This window comes from Pseudomonas sp. MCal1, assembly GCF_026341415.1.
Taxonomy (GTDB): Bacteria; Pseudomonadota; Gammaproteobacteria; order Pseudomonadales; family Pseudomonadaceae; genus Aquipseudomonas.
In genome coordinates, this window is sequence record NZ_JAKUMP010000005.1 from 98334 (window position 1) to 115799 (window position 17466).

Genomic DNA, 17466 nt, shown 5'->3' on the forward strand with positions numbered 1-17466 from the left:
GAGGGATTTTTTTGCTGGGAATGCCTGAACGATCAGGCTTTTGGATCGAGGCTCGTGGCTTCGATGACGCAGCGATAGCTTTCATCGCGCTTGCCGCTGGCAGTCACTTTTTCGATCGACCAACGACCGCGCAGGAAGTCCGGCCAGGTCTCGTCGAGCAACAGCAGGCCTTCGGCAGACAACAGCGGATTGCCCGGGCAGGTGATCTTCACCTTGTATTTTTCCCGCAGCATCTTGCGCACTTCGCCCTCACCGATAGCCTTGGCCTCCTCCTCGCTCTGGCAAGTCTGACGCACGGTCTTGTACGGCGCCTCGCCAGTCAGTACCTCACGCATCACACCTTTGGCGTTATCCCAGAAGCTGGTTTTGCAGCCTTTGGCCTGCGCGCGGGCGGTCTCTTCAAGGGTCGCGCCGATGAACGCGTGATCGCCGGGGCGGTTGTTCTCGGTTACCGACAGACGCACGTCCGCCAGTACCTTGCCCGACAGTGATTTCACCTGACCGGGCCGCGCCAGCACATACAACTCGCCCACCGGTTTGGCGATCACCTTGTACTTCTTCGCCAGACGCGTCAGGAAACCCATGTCGGTTTCGTTGGACTGGTCGATGTGATCGATCCTGATCAACGCCAGATCGGGCGCGACCCTGGGTGAAAACCCGTGGCGCGAAACCAGTTGGCGAAACAGTGCACCCAGAGTGGTCGGGCCATGACTGGCCGTCCGCCGCTGTTTGAAGCCGGTCTCGTCGGCGGCGCTGAACGGTGCGGCCGTGGCGACCAGTGTCAGGCGAAACGGGAACAGGGTCGGTGTCAGGCGCGTCACTTTGAACAGGCCTTTATCGACCATTCCCGACTCAAGATAGCCAACCCGAAGACCGATTTTTCCACCCAGTTTTGGCAGGCCATCAAGCCCTTCCAGATCGATCGTCAACGTCAGTTGATCAGACTCTATACCGGCGGCATCGACGTGCTCCCAACTCATCAGGCGCTGGTTGAGCAGCGCCGCGTTGGCCCCATAGATTTCCACGACCGGGGTGAATCCCTGTGCCATGCAGCCTCCTTAATCCCAGGCCGAAACCGGTTTGATTGCGGCGGGTTTCGAGTCGAGTTCCGGCAGCACCACCCAGACGCCCGCAGGCAAAACCGGGCCGTGTTCGGCCAGGGTGGGGTTGAGTGTCCACAGGGCTTCTTCGGCGACGTCATCGCTGCGCCCGGTTTCGCGGTAGAGCAACAGATTCACCGAATCACCGGCCACGCTTCGTACCTTACGCATTGTTGAACTCCGCCAGTTCGATGACCCACTTGATGACCATCGCAGTGCCATCGTCGATGACCTCGCTCTGGTTCTCCTGGATGCTGTTGATCCGCCACAGGCCCCAATTGCGACCGATGCCGTCAATCAACGGCAGCGGCGATCTCAGTGCCTGCAGCGCACGCAACTCATCGAGCCGGTTCATCGCCACGGCGTACATCGAGGTACCGGAGATGGTCAGGGTTTCGGGCTTCTGCCCGGTCTGGTGGGACTTGGGTTTGCTGGTCAGGATCGGCAGTTCCGTCCAGCCGCCATCGGACTTTCGCGCCAGCGTGCTGTACGCAAAATCCCGGGACAGGCCGAAGATGAAACTGCCCAGTGCCATTTGTTGTTTCATTGGGCGACTCCATCGGTCAGGGCTGCGTCACGGCGTATGGAGAGGGCATTGCCGGCCACACCTGGGACAAATTGGGACGTGAAGTGCGACTCAAGCACCTGCGAAAGCATCGTGCCGACTTTCTCGGAACTGAGCAGTTCGCTGCCGCTGACATGAACTGAAGGTGCGTAAGTGTATTGCGGGTTTGACGCTTGCATTTGCGTTTGCGCAATGGATACGTCTTTGGCGACCTGTGCCGGCGGTGCCAATTTGTCTTCAGGCGGCGTCGCCAGTTTTTGACCCAGAAGGGACCCGGCTATTCCACCCAGCGTGCCACCAATAAAGGTTCCGATGCCGGGCGCAATGAACGTACCGATCGTAGCGCCAATCGCCGTTCCGGCCAGTTCGCCGGCCGCGCCCTTTACCGCTTTGTCGTCACCTTCGCGCCAGCCTTTCAACCCTGTATAAGCAGCATGAGCAATGGCCAGAGGCGCGCCAACCTTGATGACAGGCAATGCCTTGACAACCGACGGCATGAGCCTGGCCCCCAAACCCTCTGCCAACGACATGACTTTCGCGCCAGCCCCGCTCAACCGGCTCGGCATGGCGCTTTTGACAACATCGCCAACCATTCTGAATCGGGTGAGCGCATCGTCGAGCATGGGTGCGACTCTGGCCGTCATACCACTCAAGCGACTGCTCTTGCGGGTTACGGAAGCGGTGCCGGACGACCGTGCAGCAGAAGGGGTGCGTCGGCGCGATCCACGCCCCTTCTTCCTGCTTTCGCGACTGTCGCCATCGTTGTCATCACCACCTATCGCATCAGCAATATCCGACGGCAGTCGCGCCGATGCCAGGCGCAATAGTTTCGTGGAAACCACGTCAAGCACCGAGGCCACGCCGGACTTCAAGGCCCCACCCACGAACGGCATGGCTGCCGCGCTGAGCAGAACCAGCCCTGCCGTGAGGGCCGGGAACGTTTCCGCCGCTGCGCTCACACCGTTGACCAGTGAGGTGAGCACGACGGCGGCACCGTCAGCCAAAGGCGCAAGCGCCATGCCGAATGCAGTGGTCAACCGGGTCAGACTTGCGTCCAGAGCATTCCAGCGACCCTGCGAAGTATTGCCGAACGCCTCTGCTGACTTCGCCGCAGCGCCTTCGCCCGCGCCAAGCTCCGTTGTTGCGTACTTGTGCTTGTCGGCTACCAGCGAGAAGGCGTTTTTTACATCGTCCGGTTTCTTCAGCAGCTCGAGAACTCGGGTGTCGTTTTCGCCGAACAGCGTCTTCGTCAGTGCCGCCCGTTCTTGTATAGGCTGCTTGTCAAGTGCAGCAAGTACCGAGTTGATGACAGCAGGCGCATCCTTCCTCATACCCTCAGACAGCGATTGAGGATCAAGCCCTAACTGAGCCAAGGCTGTTCGCTGCTCAGTCGATACCGCCCCGCCTTTGGCCAGCATCGAGGTGATGCCTTTCAGGGCAGTGCTGGCGCTCTCCTTGTCCGCACCACTATTGAGAAGCGCCGCCGCCAATGCAGCGACCTGTTCGGGAGTCAATCCAGCGGCAATCGCACTCTCGCCGGAACGTTGCACCACCGAACCGATGTCTGCGGCCTTGGCATCCAGACCGCTATTGCCGAGGTAGGTCGTTGCATCCGCAAGATCCTGGCTTTGATACTGATCCAGCTTCAGCGAGGAGCGCCACGCGGCGAGCATTTCGCCAGCCGCCTTGACGTCCATCCTGAATGCCGATGCGTTGATTGCGGCATCATGGGAGAACCACTTCAGTTCGTTCGCCCGCTGGTCACCTTTGGCACCATCGGCAATGCCGGATCTGGCTCCGGCAAGCTGCACTTGCAACAGATCCGCATTGGTCGCACCACTGGCGGATATCTGTTTCTCGCTGGCGAGTTCCAGAGTGCTCTGCGAGTGCGCTTGAAGCTGATCATGGCTCAGCTTGAGCAACTGATTGAGTTCGACAAGCGCCGTCTCATTGGCCATGGCTGGTTGCATGAGCTTTGGAGGTGGACGCTGCTCGATCTCGGCCTTGAGTTTTGACTTTGGTTCGGCGCTTGCAGCCGGGGATGCAGCACTCACCTTGAACAGCGATTGCTGATTGGCCAACAGCTCTCGAAGCTTGATCTGCTCCTGGGTCAGCAAGCGGATATCCGCGCTCGCCAGCGCCATTGTCAGGTTCAAGTCCTGCAGCGGTTTGCCAAGGCTATCGGACAGCTTTAACCCGGATGCTGCGTTGCCACTCTCATTGGCGTATGTGAGCGCAAATTTGCTCTCTGCCATGCCGCTCTACTCCTTTTTCACGCCAAGGCGAGTGATCGCTATGTCGTAGCGGCGCAACGCCTTTTCGGCGTCCCACTCCAGAATTTCCGCCTCACTTACCGGGTAAATGAGCGGCACGATATCGAGGATTACTTCGATGTCGCGTTCTGAAAGAAGGCCGCCGGCTGGTTTAAAAAATCGTCGATGCGCACCTGCAATTGCGTCCAGTCCGGGACGCTCATCAGGGCCAGATCGGGGATCATCAGGCCGGTGCAATGGGCGGTGATGAACTCGGCGCGTTCCTTGGCCGTTTTCAGTTTCTTCATCACTTTGGTGGCCCGCAGCGCCGGCATTTCCAGACTCAGCGAAGTCACGGTGCGGCCGGTGACGGCGAGCGGTTGCAGCAGTTGCACCTGGTCGGGATCGTCGGATTTCTCCGCATCTTCGACCAGGTCGAGAAAGTACGACGCCGGACGGGTCGACATCTCGTGTACGTACTGCGCGATCGTCACGTAGTCCGGACGCTTGAGCTGGTCGAGTTCCTTGACCGACAAGCCGGTGGCCAGCAGCGCCAGTTCGAAGAACTGGTCGTCCTCATCGTCGCCGGCGCGTTCCAGCGCTTCTTTCTGGGCGGCGTAGAACAGCGGCTTGAGCTGGATCGATTCGATCTGCGAGCCGTCGTCACCGGTGATCGGCGACAACAGGTCATGCTTGGGTGGCATCCACGACATGAAAGGAATTCCTTGGGTGTTCTTGAAGATTCCTGTGGGCATGAACGCCCACAGGTTTTGTGCCTGATCTGCCGAAAGGCTTACGGCATCAGCACCGCACGACGGGCATCACCGAGGATGTCGACGCCGTTGAGCACGAACTTCTGGGTGCGCACGTCGATGTCGATCACCGGAATGCCGTTTTCCAGGCGGTTGTAGGTGCGGCAAGAGAACTCAAGAGTTGTCAGGGCTTTGCCACCCATTTTGATTGCTTCCTCACCCATGGTTTTGAGCTTGCCGCCGATGGTGTGATAGGTGAACCAGGTGTTGCCGTCCTGATCCTGACCGGCTTCACGCACGTTCAGCAGAATGTCGTCGCCCAGTTTCACGCCCATCGCCAGCAGCACTTCAGCGCCGGTGCCTTGCAACTTGAGCGTGGCGTTCAACGGCTTGGCGCTCTTGGCCATTTCCTCAACGATGAAGCGCCCGCCCGTCATGCTTTCCATGTCGAAGTCGATCTTCGGCGGAGTGAATTCTTCCACGGTCGCCGACAGCGGCAGGCCTTGCAGGGTGGCCGCGACGGCCTGTCTTACGCGGTTGGTAAACATTAGAGAACGTCCTCCAGGAACTGCTCGATGATTTCATCGCGGGCGTTGAGTTGATAAACCATGTGTTCGTTCGGCGCGTAGCGGCCGTAATCGATGACCACGTACCAGGTGCCGTTCTTGTACTTCTCGACGCTGTTGAGTTCCGGGTGCAGATACACGCTGCCGCCGGGAATGGTTTCGTCGGCGACCAGGGTCTGCAGCCAGTCGTTGATGCGTTTGACTTCCTGGTCCATGAACGACTTGGTCAGGTTCTTCGCCATGGCTTTCTGGCCGGCCTTCACCAGCTTGCGGCTGATGGCGTCTTCCAGACCGACGTAGCTGATGAACTTGCCGGTGATCGAGCGGTTGCCCAGCAGCGAGAAGCCGCCAAGGATGGTGCGGGCGTAGTAGCTGACGCCGTAGCGGTTGAGCAGATCGCCTTCGGTGGAGGTGTCGAGGATGTTGTACTCAACGACCCGCGACACGTCCTCGGCGTAGGTCACCTGGTTGCCCGGGCTTTCCCATTGCTTGACCTTGGCCAGCGCGGCGATTGCCAGGCTGGATGGCGCGAGGAAGACGTTTTTCTTCGCGGCTTTCGAGTACACGGCCGGCATGTTGTGCACCACCAGGCAACGGTCGAAACCCAGATCCGCGCCGCCCAGTTCCTGGCTGTACAGCACCTGGTCGGCAACCGAGACATCCTTGCCGTCCAGCACCACACGGGCCTTGATGCGCTTGCCGAACGAGGCGAACTCGCTGGCCACAGCCTTGGTGCCGGTGAAGCCCGGCGCGCCGATGATGGTCAGGTCTTCCGGGACGCTGCCCAGTGCCGCCAGACCGAGCTTGCGGCCGGTGGCCGGTTCAACACCGCCGATCACGGCGTTGACGGTATCGGCCGGGGTCGCGCCCGCCTCGACGATCACCACGTACACCGGCACCTTGACCACTTTGAGGATCTGGTAAACGGCGTGGTACAGGGTGCCCTCTTCCGCACCGGTCGGATCGAGCAGCGCGTGAGTGGTGAAGCTGTTGATGCGAAACGGTGCGTTGCGCGGAATCAGCGGATCGGCTTTCGGCGCGGTGCCGACCAGACCGATGACGTTGTCACCCAGGCCGCCCATGGCCTCGGGGGATTCGGTGGCATTGACGGTAATGCCGTTGTGCTCGAAGTTCAGAACCTCAGCCATATTCAGTCAGCCTTCTTGGCAGCGGCCTTCACGGCCTTGGTGGTAGATGTTTTCAGCTCCAGTCGACCGGCGCTGTGCAGGGCACTGGCCTCGACGTCGAGCAGATCAAGTTCCTGGCCGACACTCGACCAGTGCCCACCGCCGGTGGGGAATGGAACGAGCACGGTGTAGGTTTGGCGGGTTGCCATTTTTCGTTTCTCCATAAACGGGAAAGCCCCTCAAAGGGAGGGGCTTGGCGGGTGTTGAATGTTTGTTTGGGGACAAGAAAACGCCCCGATGTACGGGGCGTTCAGTCGAGATCTGCGGTATCGGTCGACGATGAGTCCGGCCAACCTTCGGCCAGCATTTCGTCGTGGTACTCGCCTGCCTCGATTGCGCGTAACAACGTCAGTTCGCGGTCAAAACAGGCCTGTACGTGCGCCCGTACTGCCTTCGCAATATCGATGATCTGCGCAGCGCCGATCTCGACGAATCCCTTCAATGTTTTAAAATTGCAGCGGTATTCCGGATCGAGGACAGCCGATAGGCCGGTACTGGCGATCAGCGCCTGGCTGTCGCGTGTTGTCTCGATTTGCAGACCGTCGACGACAATGCCAACCCCCTCACGCACGAATCGCTCAGCCGCCACGGACGCTTTGAGTTCATCCAGCGACACGACCGGAACTCCCGGCGGTGCAAACTGCTTGCCGTCGTACAGCCAGCCTTCCTCGACCTCGCCGGGGCATTCGATCCAGATCATGTCCGGGTGAAACATTGTCTTGATGTCGCCGTCGGTTTCGAACAATTGGGCAGCCTTGCCCATGTACAGGAGTGCGTACTTCTTCATCAGGCGTATTCCTCGAAAATTACAACACCGCCAGCGCCCGGCGCACCATTGCGAGCAGGCAAAGATGGGCCGACGGCGACGCCACCACCCCCACCCCCATACCCTAAACCGGGCGGAAGCGCTCCGTTGGTGCCAGCTCCATTCCCACCCGAACCCAGTGGGCCGCTACCACCATGGCCGGCCAGCGTCGACGCACTCACGGTAATGCCGGGGGTCCCCGGAGCGCCTGCCATGTTGACAATATTGCCTCCATAGGCTGACGCACCCGGATAACCGCCCACCATCAGTCCAAACGCTGTAGTAGTTATCCCGATAGCGTAGATTGACCCCAAACCACCCGGCGCAGACAGCAACGCTCCTACCGAACTTGCCCCCCCTGCGCCGCCGCCAGTTCCGTTGGTTCCCGAAGCCGTGCCCGCGATTCCGCCAGCACCTACAATGACCGCTTGGCTAGCGCCAATATCTGCCGCCGTTATTAGCGTTTCCGCATAGCTTCCCGCCGCACCACCGCCAGACGCAGAAGTCTGGGAAGCGGTTGTAGCCGACGCGCCGCCAGATCCCCCCCCTCCCCCCACAATACGAATCCGAACCTTCTTCATCCCCGGCGTCGGAATGTAGGTGCCGTTAACCGCGAACTTCTGAATATTCAGCAGACGCCCGAATTCGTTGTAATTGACCCGTTGTTCCAGCGCCGCGATATCGATAACGCCTTGATTGATCGGCGCGCTCCAGGCCTTGATACACCACATGACCGCAATGCTGCGCGGGCGGGTTTCCGATCCGCCAGTGGCTGTTGTTGCCGGTGTTCCGTTGCTGTCCGAGCGGTTGCCCCGAGCCACTTTGTCCTGACCGAGTCCGGCCGGATAGGCAGGCGCGTCAATCTGGTGGAAGTGAGACTTCAGCTCATCAGGCGCCCAGCTACCAATCACCCGGCCAGGATCTACGCCCCGGCCATGATCCCAACCCCGCAGGAACTCACCGCGTGATTCCGGCAACCGGAAATTGCCAGCGCCCTCATCACCCTTGTTGTAAGTAGTGCCGAGATACGCAGCCAGATCCGGATAGGTCGCAATGCTCTGCACACTGCCATCCAGCTCAAGAAAACCCGGAGGCACGATCCCCGTCGGGAACGCCATGACGGCGCCCACCGGAACGGCAGATCCAAGCCGGGAAACTTCCTTGACCAGTGCAGCTACGTCGATGTTTCCCTGATTGACCGGGGCGTTCCAGGCTTTAATGCACCACATGACGGCGATGTTGCGTGGTCTCACAACACCGCCATCGACCAATACAGGCGAAGATACAGCACCTGCAGTGGTGTACGATCTGGCGACGCCGGGATAATCAGCGGGTATGAATACATCTGCCTGAGCTGCCGCCACCGTTGCCTGAACAACTTCGACCGTAAGGTTCGGATTCGGGTTGCTGTCAAAGGCTGTCACTGTCCCCATCTGAGATGACCCAATCGCCCGACCCGCATCCACCCCACGCCCATGATCCCAACCGCGCAAGAACTCCCCACGCGCCTCCGGCAACCGGAAATTCCCGACACCCTCATCCCCCTTGTTGAACTTGCCGCCCAGATAGGCGCTCAAGTCCGGGTAGGTCGCGCTGCTCTTGACGCTGTTGTCCAGCTCCAGAAAACCCGGTGGCGGCGTATCGACAGGGAAGGCAACAATCGATCCCACCGGCAACGCAGAAGCCTTGGCAATCAGCGCCTCGACTTCAGCCTTGGTGTAGGAATCCTTGATGCCAAAACCGGCCAGCGTGTCGGGATTCGAGCCGGCCGTCGCGCGGCCGTATTCGTCGACGCTCAGACTCTTGTAAGTCCCGGCAGCAATCCCGGTACGCCCCGCGAGCATCTTGAATGTCAGCGCAGTGGTGCCGAGGGTAATCGGCGCATTGGTGGTCAGGTGCCACAGCGAATCGCCGTTGAACGTGCCCTCTTCCACCATCACCGTCAGGCCCGGTGTGACCTTGGCGCTGACGTTGGCATCATTCGCTCGAGTCCAGTCGCCGTTAGCCACAACCCACAGCCCGTTGTCCTTGGCCAGGGTTTGGTTCGGCAACAGCACGCGGTCGCCGGCAATCACGGCAACGCCGTCAATCTGCTGCGCACCGTTCAACACCACGTTGGCGGGGGCGGCGACGCGCACCGACTGTTTGCCGTCGAGTTTGCCGAGTTCTTCGGCGAGGTAGCTCATGACCCAGGCGCGGGTGGCCTTGACCACGGTGTCATCAATCTGCAGCGTCACCAGCGAGGCATTGCTGGTCTCGAAAATCGAGCGGATGTAGAACTCTTTGCCCGAGCCGGAGTTAGCCAGAACCGGCTTGAACGACTCCGGGTATTTGACGATGGCGTAGAGAATCCCGGTGTCGGTCCACAGACCGGCTTCACGCACGTACCAGCCACCGACGTCCGGCGGGATGGTGACTTCGGCGAGCAGCCAGCTCGGATTCTTCTCGTCCTGGAACAGCGCGTTGAGCGGACCGCGCCAGACTTCGCGTTTCAGCGCGGTAGCCGTCGCGGCCGGGTTGTAGACCGCGCCGCCGCCATCGCCGACGGAAATCTGCGTCAGCTTGATCGGCAGGCCCGCAGCCTTGCACGCCGTTTCGTAGGCAATCCCTGCGTTGGTGAGCAGGGTGTAATAGTCAGCCATTCAGGCCCCCTGAGGATAAATAGTGGATGTTTCGACGGTGTACAGAGCGGCCGCCATGAAGGCCTCGCCGGATGTCTCGAGCCCTTCGAGGAACACCGGATAGACCGTGGTCAGTTCGCCGCAAAAGGTCGCGGCGCCGATGACGTGATTGCCGAAGGCGCTGAGGCCGACCGACACCGACAGCACGTCCCGCTCGCTCTTGGCATCAGCCAGGCGTCGGTCGAGACGTGCGTCGATTTCTTCGCTGTAGGGTTGTTCGCTGAAGGCCCGCACGGAAAAGCTGTAAGGCTCGCCGGGCGGGGTCTGTTCGTACCAGGCGCGAATCTCGGGCCTGAGCTGCAAACCCTTGGCGGCGTTTTCCAGCGCCTTGCGAGTGCCGGCCTGGCGCGCGGTGGGCCAGGCCAGTTCGACGGTCAGGCGCTTTTCCGCTTCCGGTGCGTCGGTGCTCCATTCGGCCACTCCACGATCCGCGGCGAGATACGGCAGAAACGCGACGGGCGTAGAGGCAGGATTCATCAGTTCGGGAAACGGCGGCGCGATGCGGTCCAGCAACGCGCCGAAGCCGATATCGAGCGCCCGTTCCAGCGCCGAGCTGTTGGCCGGCAGCAGAGTCGGACGCGGTGTCTGGTCCGTCATAGCGTCTGCACCTCGACTTCGACTGCCGTGCAGTACGGCGCTTGAAACGCCGAGCACACAATGGGCGCCAGCGGTTCAAGGATCTGCAATTGCACGGCGCCGGCGCTGTGCAGCGTGTAGTCGATCCAGCTCGGGTCGACCCGGCCTTCCAGGCGATGGCAGCTGTCGGCGTAGGCTTGCAGATGTTGCTCGGCGGCGACCTTGGTCAGGCCCGAATCCGGGCCGGAATTGATCTTTGCCACGACGCGGATTGTGTAGCGCTGAATCTCGGCACCTTTGACCGTGACTTTGTCGGTTTCCGGACAAACATCGGGCCGGGCAAAGTGTTGGCGTACACCTTCGAGCAACGTCGCGGATGGCGTACCGTCGCCTTCGCGGGCAAGCACGGTGACTTGCACTTCACCCGGCGCGGTACGACGGCCATTACCGTCCTTGACCTGCGCGGCGAGGCCATCCGGGTCGAAGGTGTAAGTGACGTTTACCACGCCCGTATCGGTGGATTCGACTTTCACCGCCGGCCGCTCGCCGAGGGTGAACACCTCGCGACGGTACTGCATCCGCGAGCCGGCGGCCGGAGCGTGGGGCGCCAGGTAATAGCGCAACCGGGCGTCATCGTCGCTCTCGTAAATCGCGGGCACCGGCGGGAATGCCGCCGCGTCGCCCGGATCGAGCAATTGGCGCTCCAGGCCCATGTCCGCGAGCCGCGCATCAAGGTTGCTGCCGGTGGCCCACCACGCCAGCATCTGCTTGATCCGGGCGTTGTATTTGCGTTCATGGGTTTGCAAGCGAACGCAGAAAGCCTCGAGGGCCAACGTCAGCAATTCGCTTTCGTTGTCCAGGCTGGTCTTGAGTTTTTCCGCGCTCTGCGGCGAGCGTGCGCCGACGTACGAGATGACGAAAGTCTTGAACTCGGCGAGCAGATCCTCGAAGGCATCGACCTTGATCAAGGAGGGTTCGGCCAACTGGTTCTGGCCGGGGATCAACATGCTCATGTCACGACCTCGAAAGTCTGTTGGCGGTTTTTCCAGGTGCCGGCAAACCGCAGCAACAGACCGGCGCCCTGTCGGGTGGCGACGATCACAGCGGGCTGGAAATCGCCGATGCCGTTTTGCGGGTTGTAGAACGCCTGGGCTGCGTGGCTCTGGGCGAGCAACAGAATGTCGTCGCCCAGGTTTTGCCCCAGCAACGTGGGGATCAACGAACCATAAAGGGGCCTTTTTTGCCGGGTGCCCAGCGGCGTGGTCAGGGCCCGGGTCGCGCGCTGCACGAATTGCAGCCAGTCGTCGACCGTGGCCCCGCTGTCTCTATCGATTCCGATCATGGGAAGCTCTTGATTCAGGGGCTGATGACGCGGCCCTGGTGATCCACCAACGGGCCGCTGAAGTGCACGCCCGAGGCGTCGATGGTCAGGCCGACCGCGCCCAGTTGCAGGGTGATCGCTTGCGGGGTCATCGCCAGCCGTGCCGGGCCGATGCTTAGTTCAAGCGATTCGCGAGAGCCGCTGAAGGCTGCCGGACCGTTTTGCCAGTGCAGTGTGTGTGTGGCGTCGTCGTAACCGCTTTCGCTGCCGTCCTGATGAACACGTCGCGTCAGCGTCGGTACGGTGGAGGCCGGTGGAAAACGGTCACTGTTCAGGCCGAACAACGCCACGCTCTGGGCGCCGCTTTCGCCGCTGCCGTAGTTGAACAGCAGACACTGCTCACCCACCGTCGGGATCCGCGACTCGCTCTGCGCGCCGGCGCTGGGGTTGAAGAATTTGATGGCCGGGGTGAGCAGTCCACCGTGGCTGACCCGGCAGGTATTGCTCGCGGCATCGACGTCCTGGCAGATGCCGATGCGGCAATAACTCTCGGCGCGCCGGTGCAGGTCGTCGATCTCGGCGTCCATTTCCGCCAGGCGTTCGATGATCGGGCCCAGTTGCATTCGCAGTAACGCGTCGAACATCGGTCAGGCCTCCAGCGAGGTGTATTGGTCGGGGTCGTCGATGTCACTGACTTCCCAGGTGCGGGCGAATTTCGGCGTGCCGAGCGGGTCGTCGAGCAGGGTCGGGCCCAGGTAAAGGGTCTGATTGAACGACAGGGTCCAGGCTTTGTTTGGCTGGTCGGCGCGGATGAGCAACGACGGCATTCCATCGATGTTCATCGGCAGATCGCATTGATCGCCGGACAGGCCCCAGCGGTTGTCGGTGACCAGGTTCTTCAGGGCGGCGATGAGATCGCACGCGGCAAACGCTGTAGCGGAAACCGCCGGAATCACTTGCAGCGTCAACGTGAGCACATGAGCAATGCGCCCGTTGGCGGCGCGCTCTCCCGGTGCATTTCGCTCGATGTCGATCAGCACCCAGGCTTTGTCGCCGGGGGCCGTGAAGTCATCGTGATGACCGACCTGCACATTCAGATCGACGCTGTTACGCAAGGCTGTGGCGATTGCCGTGAACAGCTGCGAAGGCTGCTGGATCGGTGTGGGCATGCTTGACCTCCTTTTCTGATGTCCACGCGAAGTCCCGCCGCACAGCGTGCAGCGAGACAGGAAAGTGAGGGGTTATTGCGGATCGCGCGGGGGAACTTCGCAGACGCCAATGCGCTTGGCGGCCCAGCGTTCGTAAAGGCCGATGGCCACGTCGGCACCGGCCATGGCCGTCAGGCAACCAAATGCCCCGGCAGCCCAGATCGACATGCCGGCGGCGTACAGCAGCATGATCGCCGAAACGCCGCAGATCATGCAGGCGCCGGAGCGCAGGGCCAGACGCCGAAGCAGTGGCCAGCCACGAGCGCCCTCCTTGTCGGCGCGCCACATTTCCCCGGACACCCCGCCCACGACGGCAAGGAGGATGACCAGCCAGATCGGCATGTCCGCCAACGCTTGTTGCTCGTTTGTCATGTCACGCCTCCTGGTGTGATGGATGAGTGTTGTGTGTTGGGTTCAATCGTTTTCTCTTGAGGCAGGCATTCCAAAAAGCCCTGCATTTCGCCGGGCTTTTCAGTAATGCACTCCTTTGCCTTCCTTCAATCCTGTGTACGTGAAGGAAGCTGACTTTTCGGCGCTACTGGCGCGGTACGAGTCCATTCAAATTGTTTTTCCGACCGCGGTCCCTGCCCGCCGGATAACTGTTTCTGGTGCTTTACGCTGCACACCCGGGTCAGTTGCCAACCCTCTGAACCGTTGAGGCCGGTTCATCGCTGCCTGTTCTTGTGGAACTAAAGAGCTGTTGTTGCCAGCCGCTTTGTCGAGCGGCTTGGTGGCAAGAATATGCATGGATGCATATACAGTCAATGCGTAAATGCATTTATTTATGCACAAGAAATGCGCGGATGCATGAAAGCCCCGCCGTTCAAGGGTTGGCCGGTTTTCTACAGGCGAAAAAAAACCCGCAGAGGCGGGTTTTGTCAGAAAGGAATCAGGTTACCGGGCGTACATGCCCCACCAGAAGACGTGACCGAGGATGACGATCTGCTCTTCCTGCATATCCTGGAAGCTGTAGTCCTCGTCCGGGTGTTCATCGCGATTGAAGCTGCGCAGACGGATACCGGTAGGCAGGCGATAGAGCTGCTTCACTCGCAATTGACCGTTGTGGTTGATCGCATAAAGATCGCCATCGATGATGTCGCCGATCCCGCACTTGCCGGCGTTGACCCCGACCGTGGCGCCGTCGCGCAGCACCGGCAACATGCTGTTGCCGCGTACCGTCACGCATTTGGCCTGATCGAACTGCACACCGTTATGGCGCAGGCTGCGCTTGCCGAAGCGCAGGCTGGAGCGTTCGCTCTCTTCGATGACGAATCTTCCTGATCCAGCAGCCAATTCAACCTCGCGAAGAAAGGGCACCGACACCTCGTCGTCATCGACGGGCGTGTCATCGTCCCACAGGCTTATGTCCTTGAGTTCGGAATGCAACTCGTCGCGTCCGGTGTTGGCGGCGGGCGCAACATCCGCGCGCCCGCGCAACTGATCGGTGCTCACGGAAAAGTACTCGGCAATCTTCGAGATGTGTTTATCCGAAGGATCGACGATCTTCCCGCTGAGAATCCGCGAGAGCGTGGATTGAGGCACGCCGGTGCGACGGTGGAGCTCCGTGGGGGAGATCCCGTGCTGGTCGAGCAGTGCTCTTAAGACGGTAGATACGTTGCGTTTTTGCATAACGCGCATAGTGCTTGAAGTTTTTCGCGAAGACAAATGCTGATTTGCATAAATCGTGCATAGTCGACGTTTTTGCGCCAGTTAGGTGTCACCCGGCCGCGATGCCTGCGGACCACAGACCGCCCATGGTAACCTTGCGCCCATCGCGGAAAAGCCCGGCCACTGCCGCGCTTTTGCCCCACACCTTTGAACGAGTTGCCTGACAATCCGATGAATAAAGCCGTCTCCGACCTGTCCTCCCACACTCCGATGATGCAGCAGTACTGGCGCCTGAAGAATCAGCACCCGGACCAGCTGATGTTCTACCGCATGGGCGACTTCTACGAGATCTTCTACGAGGACGCGAAGAAGGCAGCCAAGTTGCTGGACATCACCCTGACCGCCCGCGGACAGTCGGCGGGGCAGGCGATTCCGATGTGCGGGATTCCTTACCACGCGGCGGAAGGTTACCTGGCGAAACTGGTCAAGCTTGGCGAGTCGGTGGTGATCTGCGAGCAGGTCGGCGACCCGGCCACCAGCAAAGGACCGGTGGAACGTCAGGTAGTGCGCATTATCACGCCGGGTACGGTCAGCGACGAGGCGCTGCTCGATGAGCGTCGCGACAACCTGATCGCGGCGGTGCTGGGCGACGAGCGTCTGTTCGGCCTGGCCGTGCTGGACATCACCAGCGGCAACTTCACGGTGCTGGAGATCAAGGGCTGGGAAAATCTGCTGGCGGAGCTGGAGCGAGTCAACCCGGTCGAGCTGTTGATCCCGGATGACTGGCCGAAGGATCTGCCGGCGGAAAAACGCCGTGGCGTTCGTCGCCGTGCGCCGTGGGATTTCGAGCGCGATTCGGCGCTGAAAAGTCTCTGCCAGCAATTTTCCACCCAGGACCTGAAAGGCTTTGGTTGCGAAACCCTGACCCTGGCGATCGGTGCCGCCGGTTGCCTGCTGGCGTATGCCAAGGAAACCCAACGCACCGCCCTGCCCCATCTGCGCAGCCTGCGCCATGAGCGGCTGGACGATACCGTGGTGCTGGACGGCGCCAGCCGTCGTAACCTCGAACTCGATACCAACCTGGCCGGTGGCCGCGACAACACCCTGCAATCGGTGGTCGACCGTTGCCAGACCGCCATGGGCAGCCGTCTGCTCACCCGCTGGCTCAATCGCCCACTGCGCGACCTGACCGTGCTGCTGGCTCGCCAGAGCTCGATCACTTGCCTGCTCGACCGCTATCGCTTTGAAAACCTGCAACCGCAGCTCAAGGAAATCGGCGACATTGAGCGGATTCTGGCGCGGATCGGCCTGCGCAATGCCCGCCCTCGCGACCTCGCTCGTCTGCGTGATGCACTCGGCGCACTGCCTGAACTGCAAGCGGCGATGACCGATCTTGAGGCGCCGCACCTGCAACGCCTGGCGACCACTACCAGCACTTATCCGGAACTGGCGGCGCTACTGGAAAAAGCCATTATCGACAACCCGCCGGCGGTCATCCGTGACGGCGGCGTGCTTAAAACCGGGTACGACAGCGAACTCGACGAGCTGCAATCGCTGAGCGAAAACGCCGGCCAGTTCCTGATTGACCTCGAAGCCCGGGAAAAGGCCCGCACCGGTCTGGCCAACCTGAAAGTCGGCTACAACCGCATTCACGGCTATTTCATCGAGTTGCCGAGCAAACAGGCTGAATCGGCGCCGGCGGATTACATCCGACGCCAGACCCTCAAGGGTGCCGAGCGCTTCATCACGCCAGAACTGAAAGAGTTCGAAGACAAGGCGCTGTCGGCCAAGAGCCGCGCCCTGGCTCGCGAGAAAATGCTGTACGAAGCGCTGCTGGAAGACCTGATCAGCCAGTTGCCGCCGCTGCAGGACACTGCTGGTGCCCTGGCCGAACTGGATGTGTTGAGCAACCTCGCCGAACGTGCGCTGAATCTCGACCTGAATTGCCCGACGTTCGTCAGCGAACCGTGCATGCGCATCTCCCAGGGCCGCCACCCGGTGGTCGAGCAAGTGTTAACCACGCCGTTCGTGGCCAACGACCTTAGCCTCGATGACAACACTCGCATGCTGGTGATCACCGGCCCGAACATGGGCGGTAAATCCACTTATATGCGCCAGACTGCACTGATCGTGCTGCTGGCACACATCGGCAGCTTCGTGCCGGCCGCCAGTTGCGAACTGTCGCTGGTGGACCGGATCTTCACCCGGATCGGTTCCAGCGATGACCTCGCCGGTGGTCGCTCGACCTTCATGGTGGAAATGAGCGAAACCGCGAACATCCTGCACAACGCAACCGAGCGCAGCCTGGTGCTGATGGACGAAGTCGGTCGCGGCACCAGCACTTTCGACGGTTTGTCGCTGGCATGGGCGGCGGCTGAGCGACTGGCTCAGCTGCGTGCCTATACTCTGTTTGCGACGCACTATTTCGAACTGACCGTGTTACCAGAGGCCGAACCGTTGGTGGCCAACGTGCACCTCAATGCGACCGAGCACAACGAACGCATCGTGTTCCTGCACCATGTGTTGCCAGGCCCAGCCAGCCAAAGCTACGGTTTGGCTGTGGCGCAACTGGCCGGTGTACCGAGCGAAGTCATCTTGCGTGCTCGCGAGCATCTGAGCCGCCTGGAAGACACCGCACTGCCCCATGAAGCGCCGAAGCCGGCGGCCAAGGGCAAACCGGCGACGCCGCAGCAGAGCGATATGTTTGCCAGCCTTCCGCATCCGGTGCTGGATGAATTGGCCAAACTGGATCTGGATGACGTCACACCGCGTCGTGCACTCGAAATGCTCTATGCACTAAAGAACCGGATATAAGCACCGACGAACCGGATATAACGCAAACGGC

Annotated in this window: 18 protein-coding genes; 1 reads left to right on the top strand and 17 read right to left on the bottom strand. The window is 60.9% G+C overall.

The genetic code is table 11. The annotated features are described in order from the left end of the window. Positions 1-32: 32 nt before the first annotated feature. From MKZ87_RS10415 to MKZ87_RS10495, 17 genes are all read right to left on the bottom strand, one after another. Complete coding sequence (locus MKZ87_RS10415; protein ID WP_085702607.1) at positions 33-1049, bottom strand: phage tail protein; 1017 nt, start codon at positions 1047-1049, stop codon at positions 33-35. Positions 1050-1058: 9 nt separating this feature from the next. Beyond that, positions 1059-1271, bottom strand: a complete 213-nt coding sequence (locus MKZ87_RS10420) for a tail protein X (RefSeq protein ID WP_085697361.1) — start codon at positions 1269-1271, stop codon at positions 1059-1061. Then, a complete protein-coding gene (locus tag MKZ87_RS10425; RefSeq protein ID WP_085697360.1) occupies positions 1264-1647 on the bottom strand; it encodes a phage tail protein in 384 nt (127 codons plus the stop codon). The genes MKZ87_RS10420 and MKZ87_RS10425 overlap by 8 nt, the downstream gene beginning before the upstream one ends. Further along, entirely contained in the window at positions 1644-3920 is a 2277-nt protein-coding gene (locus tag MKZ87_RS10430; protein WP_085702606.1) for a phage tail tape measure protein, read from the bottom strand. Before MKZ87_RS10430 ends, MKZ87_RS10425 begins: the two co-directional genes overlap by 4 nt. A 128-nt stretch (positions 3921-4048) precedes the next feature. Then, positions 4049-4630: a phage tail assembly protein gene (locus tag MKZ87_RS10435; protein ID WP_085702605.1), complete on the bottom strand. Its 582-nt coding sequence runs from the start codon at positions 4628-4630 to the stop codon at positions 4049-4051. An 80-nt stretch (positions 4631-4710) separates the two neighbouring features. Further along, entirely contained in the window at positions 4711-5217 is a 507-nt protein-coding gene (locus MKZ87_RS10440; RefSeq protein ID WP_085702604.1) for a phage major tail tube protein, read from the bottom strand. Then, complete coding sequence (locus MKZ87_RS10445; protein ID WP_085702603.1) at positions 5217-6383, bottom strand: phage tail protein; 1167 nt, start codon at positions 6381-6383, stop codon at positions 5217-5219. The genes MKZ87_RS10440 and MKZ87_RS10445 overlap by 1 nt, the downstream gene beginning before the upstream one ends. Positions 6384-6385: 2 nt before the next feature. Next, positions 6386-6571 (bottom strand): hypothetical protein, encoded by a 186-nt coding sequence (locus MKZ87_RS10450; RefSeq protein ID WP_085612311.1) that lies wholly within the window; start codon positions 6569-6571, stop codon positions 6386-6388. Positions 6572-6672: 101 nt separating this feature from the next. Beyond that, positions 6673-7209 carry a DUF4376 domain-containing protein gene (locus MKZ87_RS10455; protein WP_085702602.1) on the bottom strand — a complete coding sequence of 179 codons (537 nt, stop codon included), beginning with the start codon at positions 7207-7209 and terminating at the stop codon, positions 6673-6675. Then, positions 7209-9869 carry a phage tail protein gene (locus MKZ87_RS10460; protein ID WP_234204581.1) on the bottom strand — a complete coding sequence of 887 codons (2661 nt, stop codon included), beginning with the start codon at positions 9867-9869 and terminating at the stop codon, positions 7209-7211. Before MKZ87_RS10460 ends, MKZ87_RS10455 begins: the two co-directional genes overlap by 1 nt. Beyond that, positions 9870-10505 carry a phage tail protein I gene (locus MKZ87_RS10465; RefSeq protein ID WP_085697354.1) on the bottom strand — a complete coding sequence of 212 codons (636 nt, stop codon included), beginning with the start codon at positions 10503-10505 and terminating at the stop codon, positions 9870-9872. Continuing rightward, the gene (locus MKZ87_RS10470) at positions 10502-11497 is read right to left on the bottom strand and encodes a baseplate J/gp47 family protein (protein ID WP_085702601.1); all 996 of its coding nucleotides are present in this window, start codon (positions 11495-11497) and stop codon (positions 10502-10504) included. Before MKZ87_RS10470 ends, MKZ87_RS10465 begins: the two co-directional genes overlap by 4 nt. Next, a complete protein-coding gene (locus MKZ87_RS10475; RefSeq protein ID WP_085702600.1) occupies positions 11494-11826 on the bottom strand; it encodes a phage baseplate protein in 333 nt (110 codons plus the stop codon). The genes MKZ87_RS10470 and MKZ87_RS10475 overlap by 4 nt, the downstream gene beginning before the upstream one ends. 14 nt (positions 11827-11840) lie before the next feature. Then, positions 11841-12449 carry a phage baseplate assembly protein V gene (locus MKZ87_RS10480; protein WP_085702599.1) on the bottom strand — a complete coding sequence of 203 codons (609 nt, stop codon included), beginning with the start codon at positions 12447-12449 and terminating at the stop codon, positions 11841-11843. 3 nt (positions 12450-12452) lie between these two features. After that, positions 12453-12974, bottom strand: a complete 522-nt coding sequence (locus tag MKZ87_RS10485; protein ID WP_085702598.1) for a hypothetical protein — start codon at positions 12972-12974, stop codon at positions 12453-12455. Between the two features lie 72 nt (positions 12975-13046). Continuing rightward, complete coding sequence (locus tag MKZ87_RS10490; protein WP_085647806.1) at positions 13047-13385, bottom strand: phage holin family protein; 339 nt, start codon at positions 13383-13385, stop codon at positions 13047-13049. A gap of 522 nt (positions 13386-13907) precedes the next feature. After that, positions 13908-14642 (bottom strand): XRE family transcriptional regulator, encoded by a 735-nt coding sequence (locus MKZ87_RS10495; RefSeq protein ID WP_085702597.1) that lies wholly within the window; start codon positions 14640-14642, stop codon positions 13908-13910. 210 nt (positions 14643-14852) lie between these two features. On the opposite strand from MKZ87_RS10495, the gene mutS reads away from it, so the two are divergent. Then, positions 14853-17435 carry a DNA mismatch repair protein MutS gene (gene mutS, locus MKZ87_RS10500; protein WP_085702596.1) on the top strand — a complete coding sequence of 861 codons (2583 nt, stop codon included), beginning with the start codon at positions 14853-14855 and terminating at the stop codon, positions 17433-17435. Positions 17436-17466 lie beyond the last annotated feature (31 nt).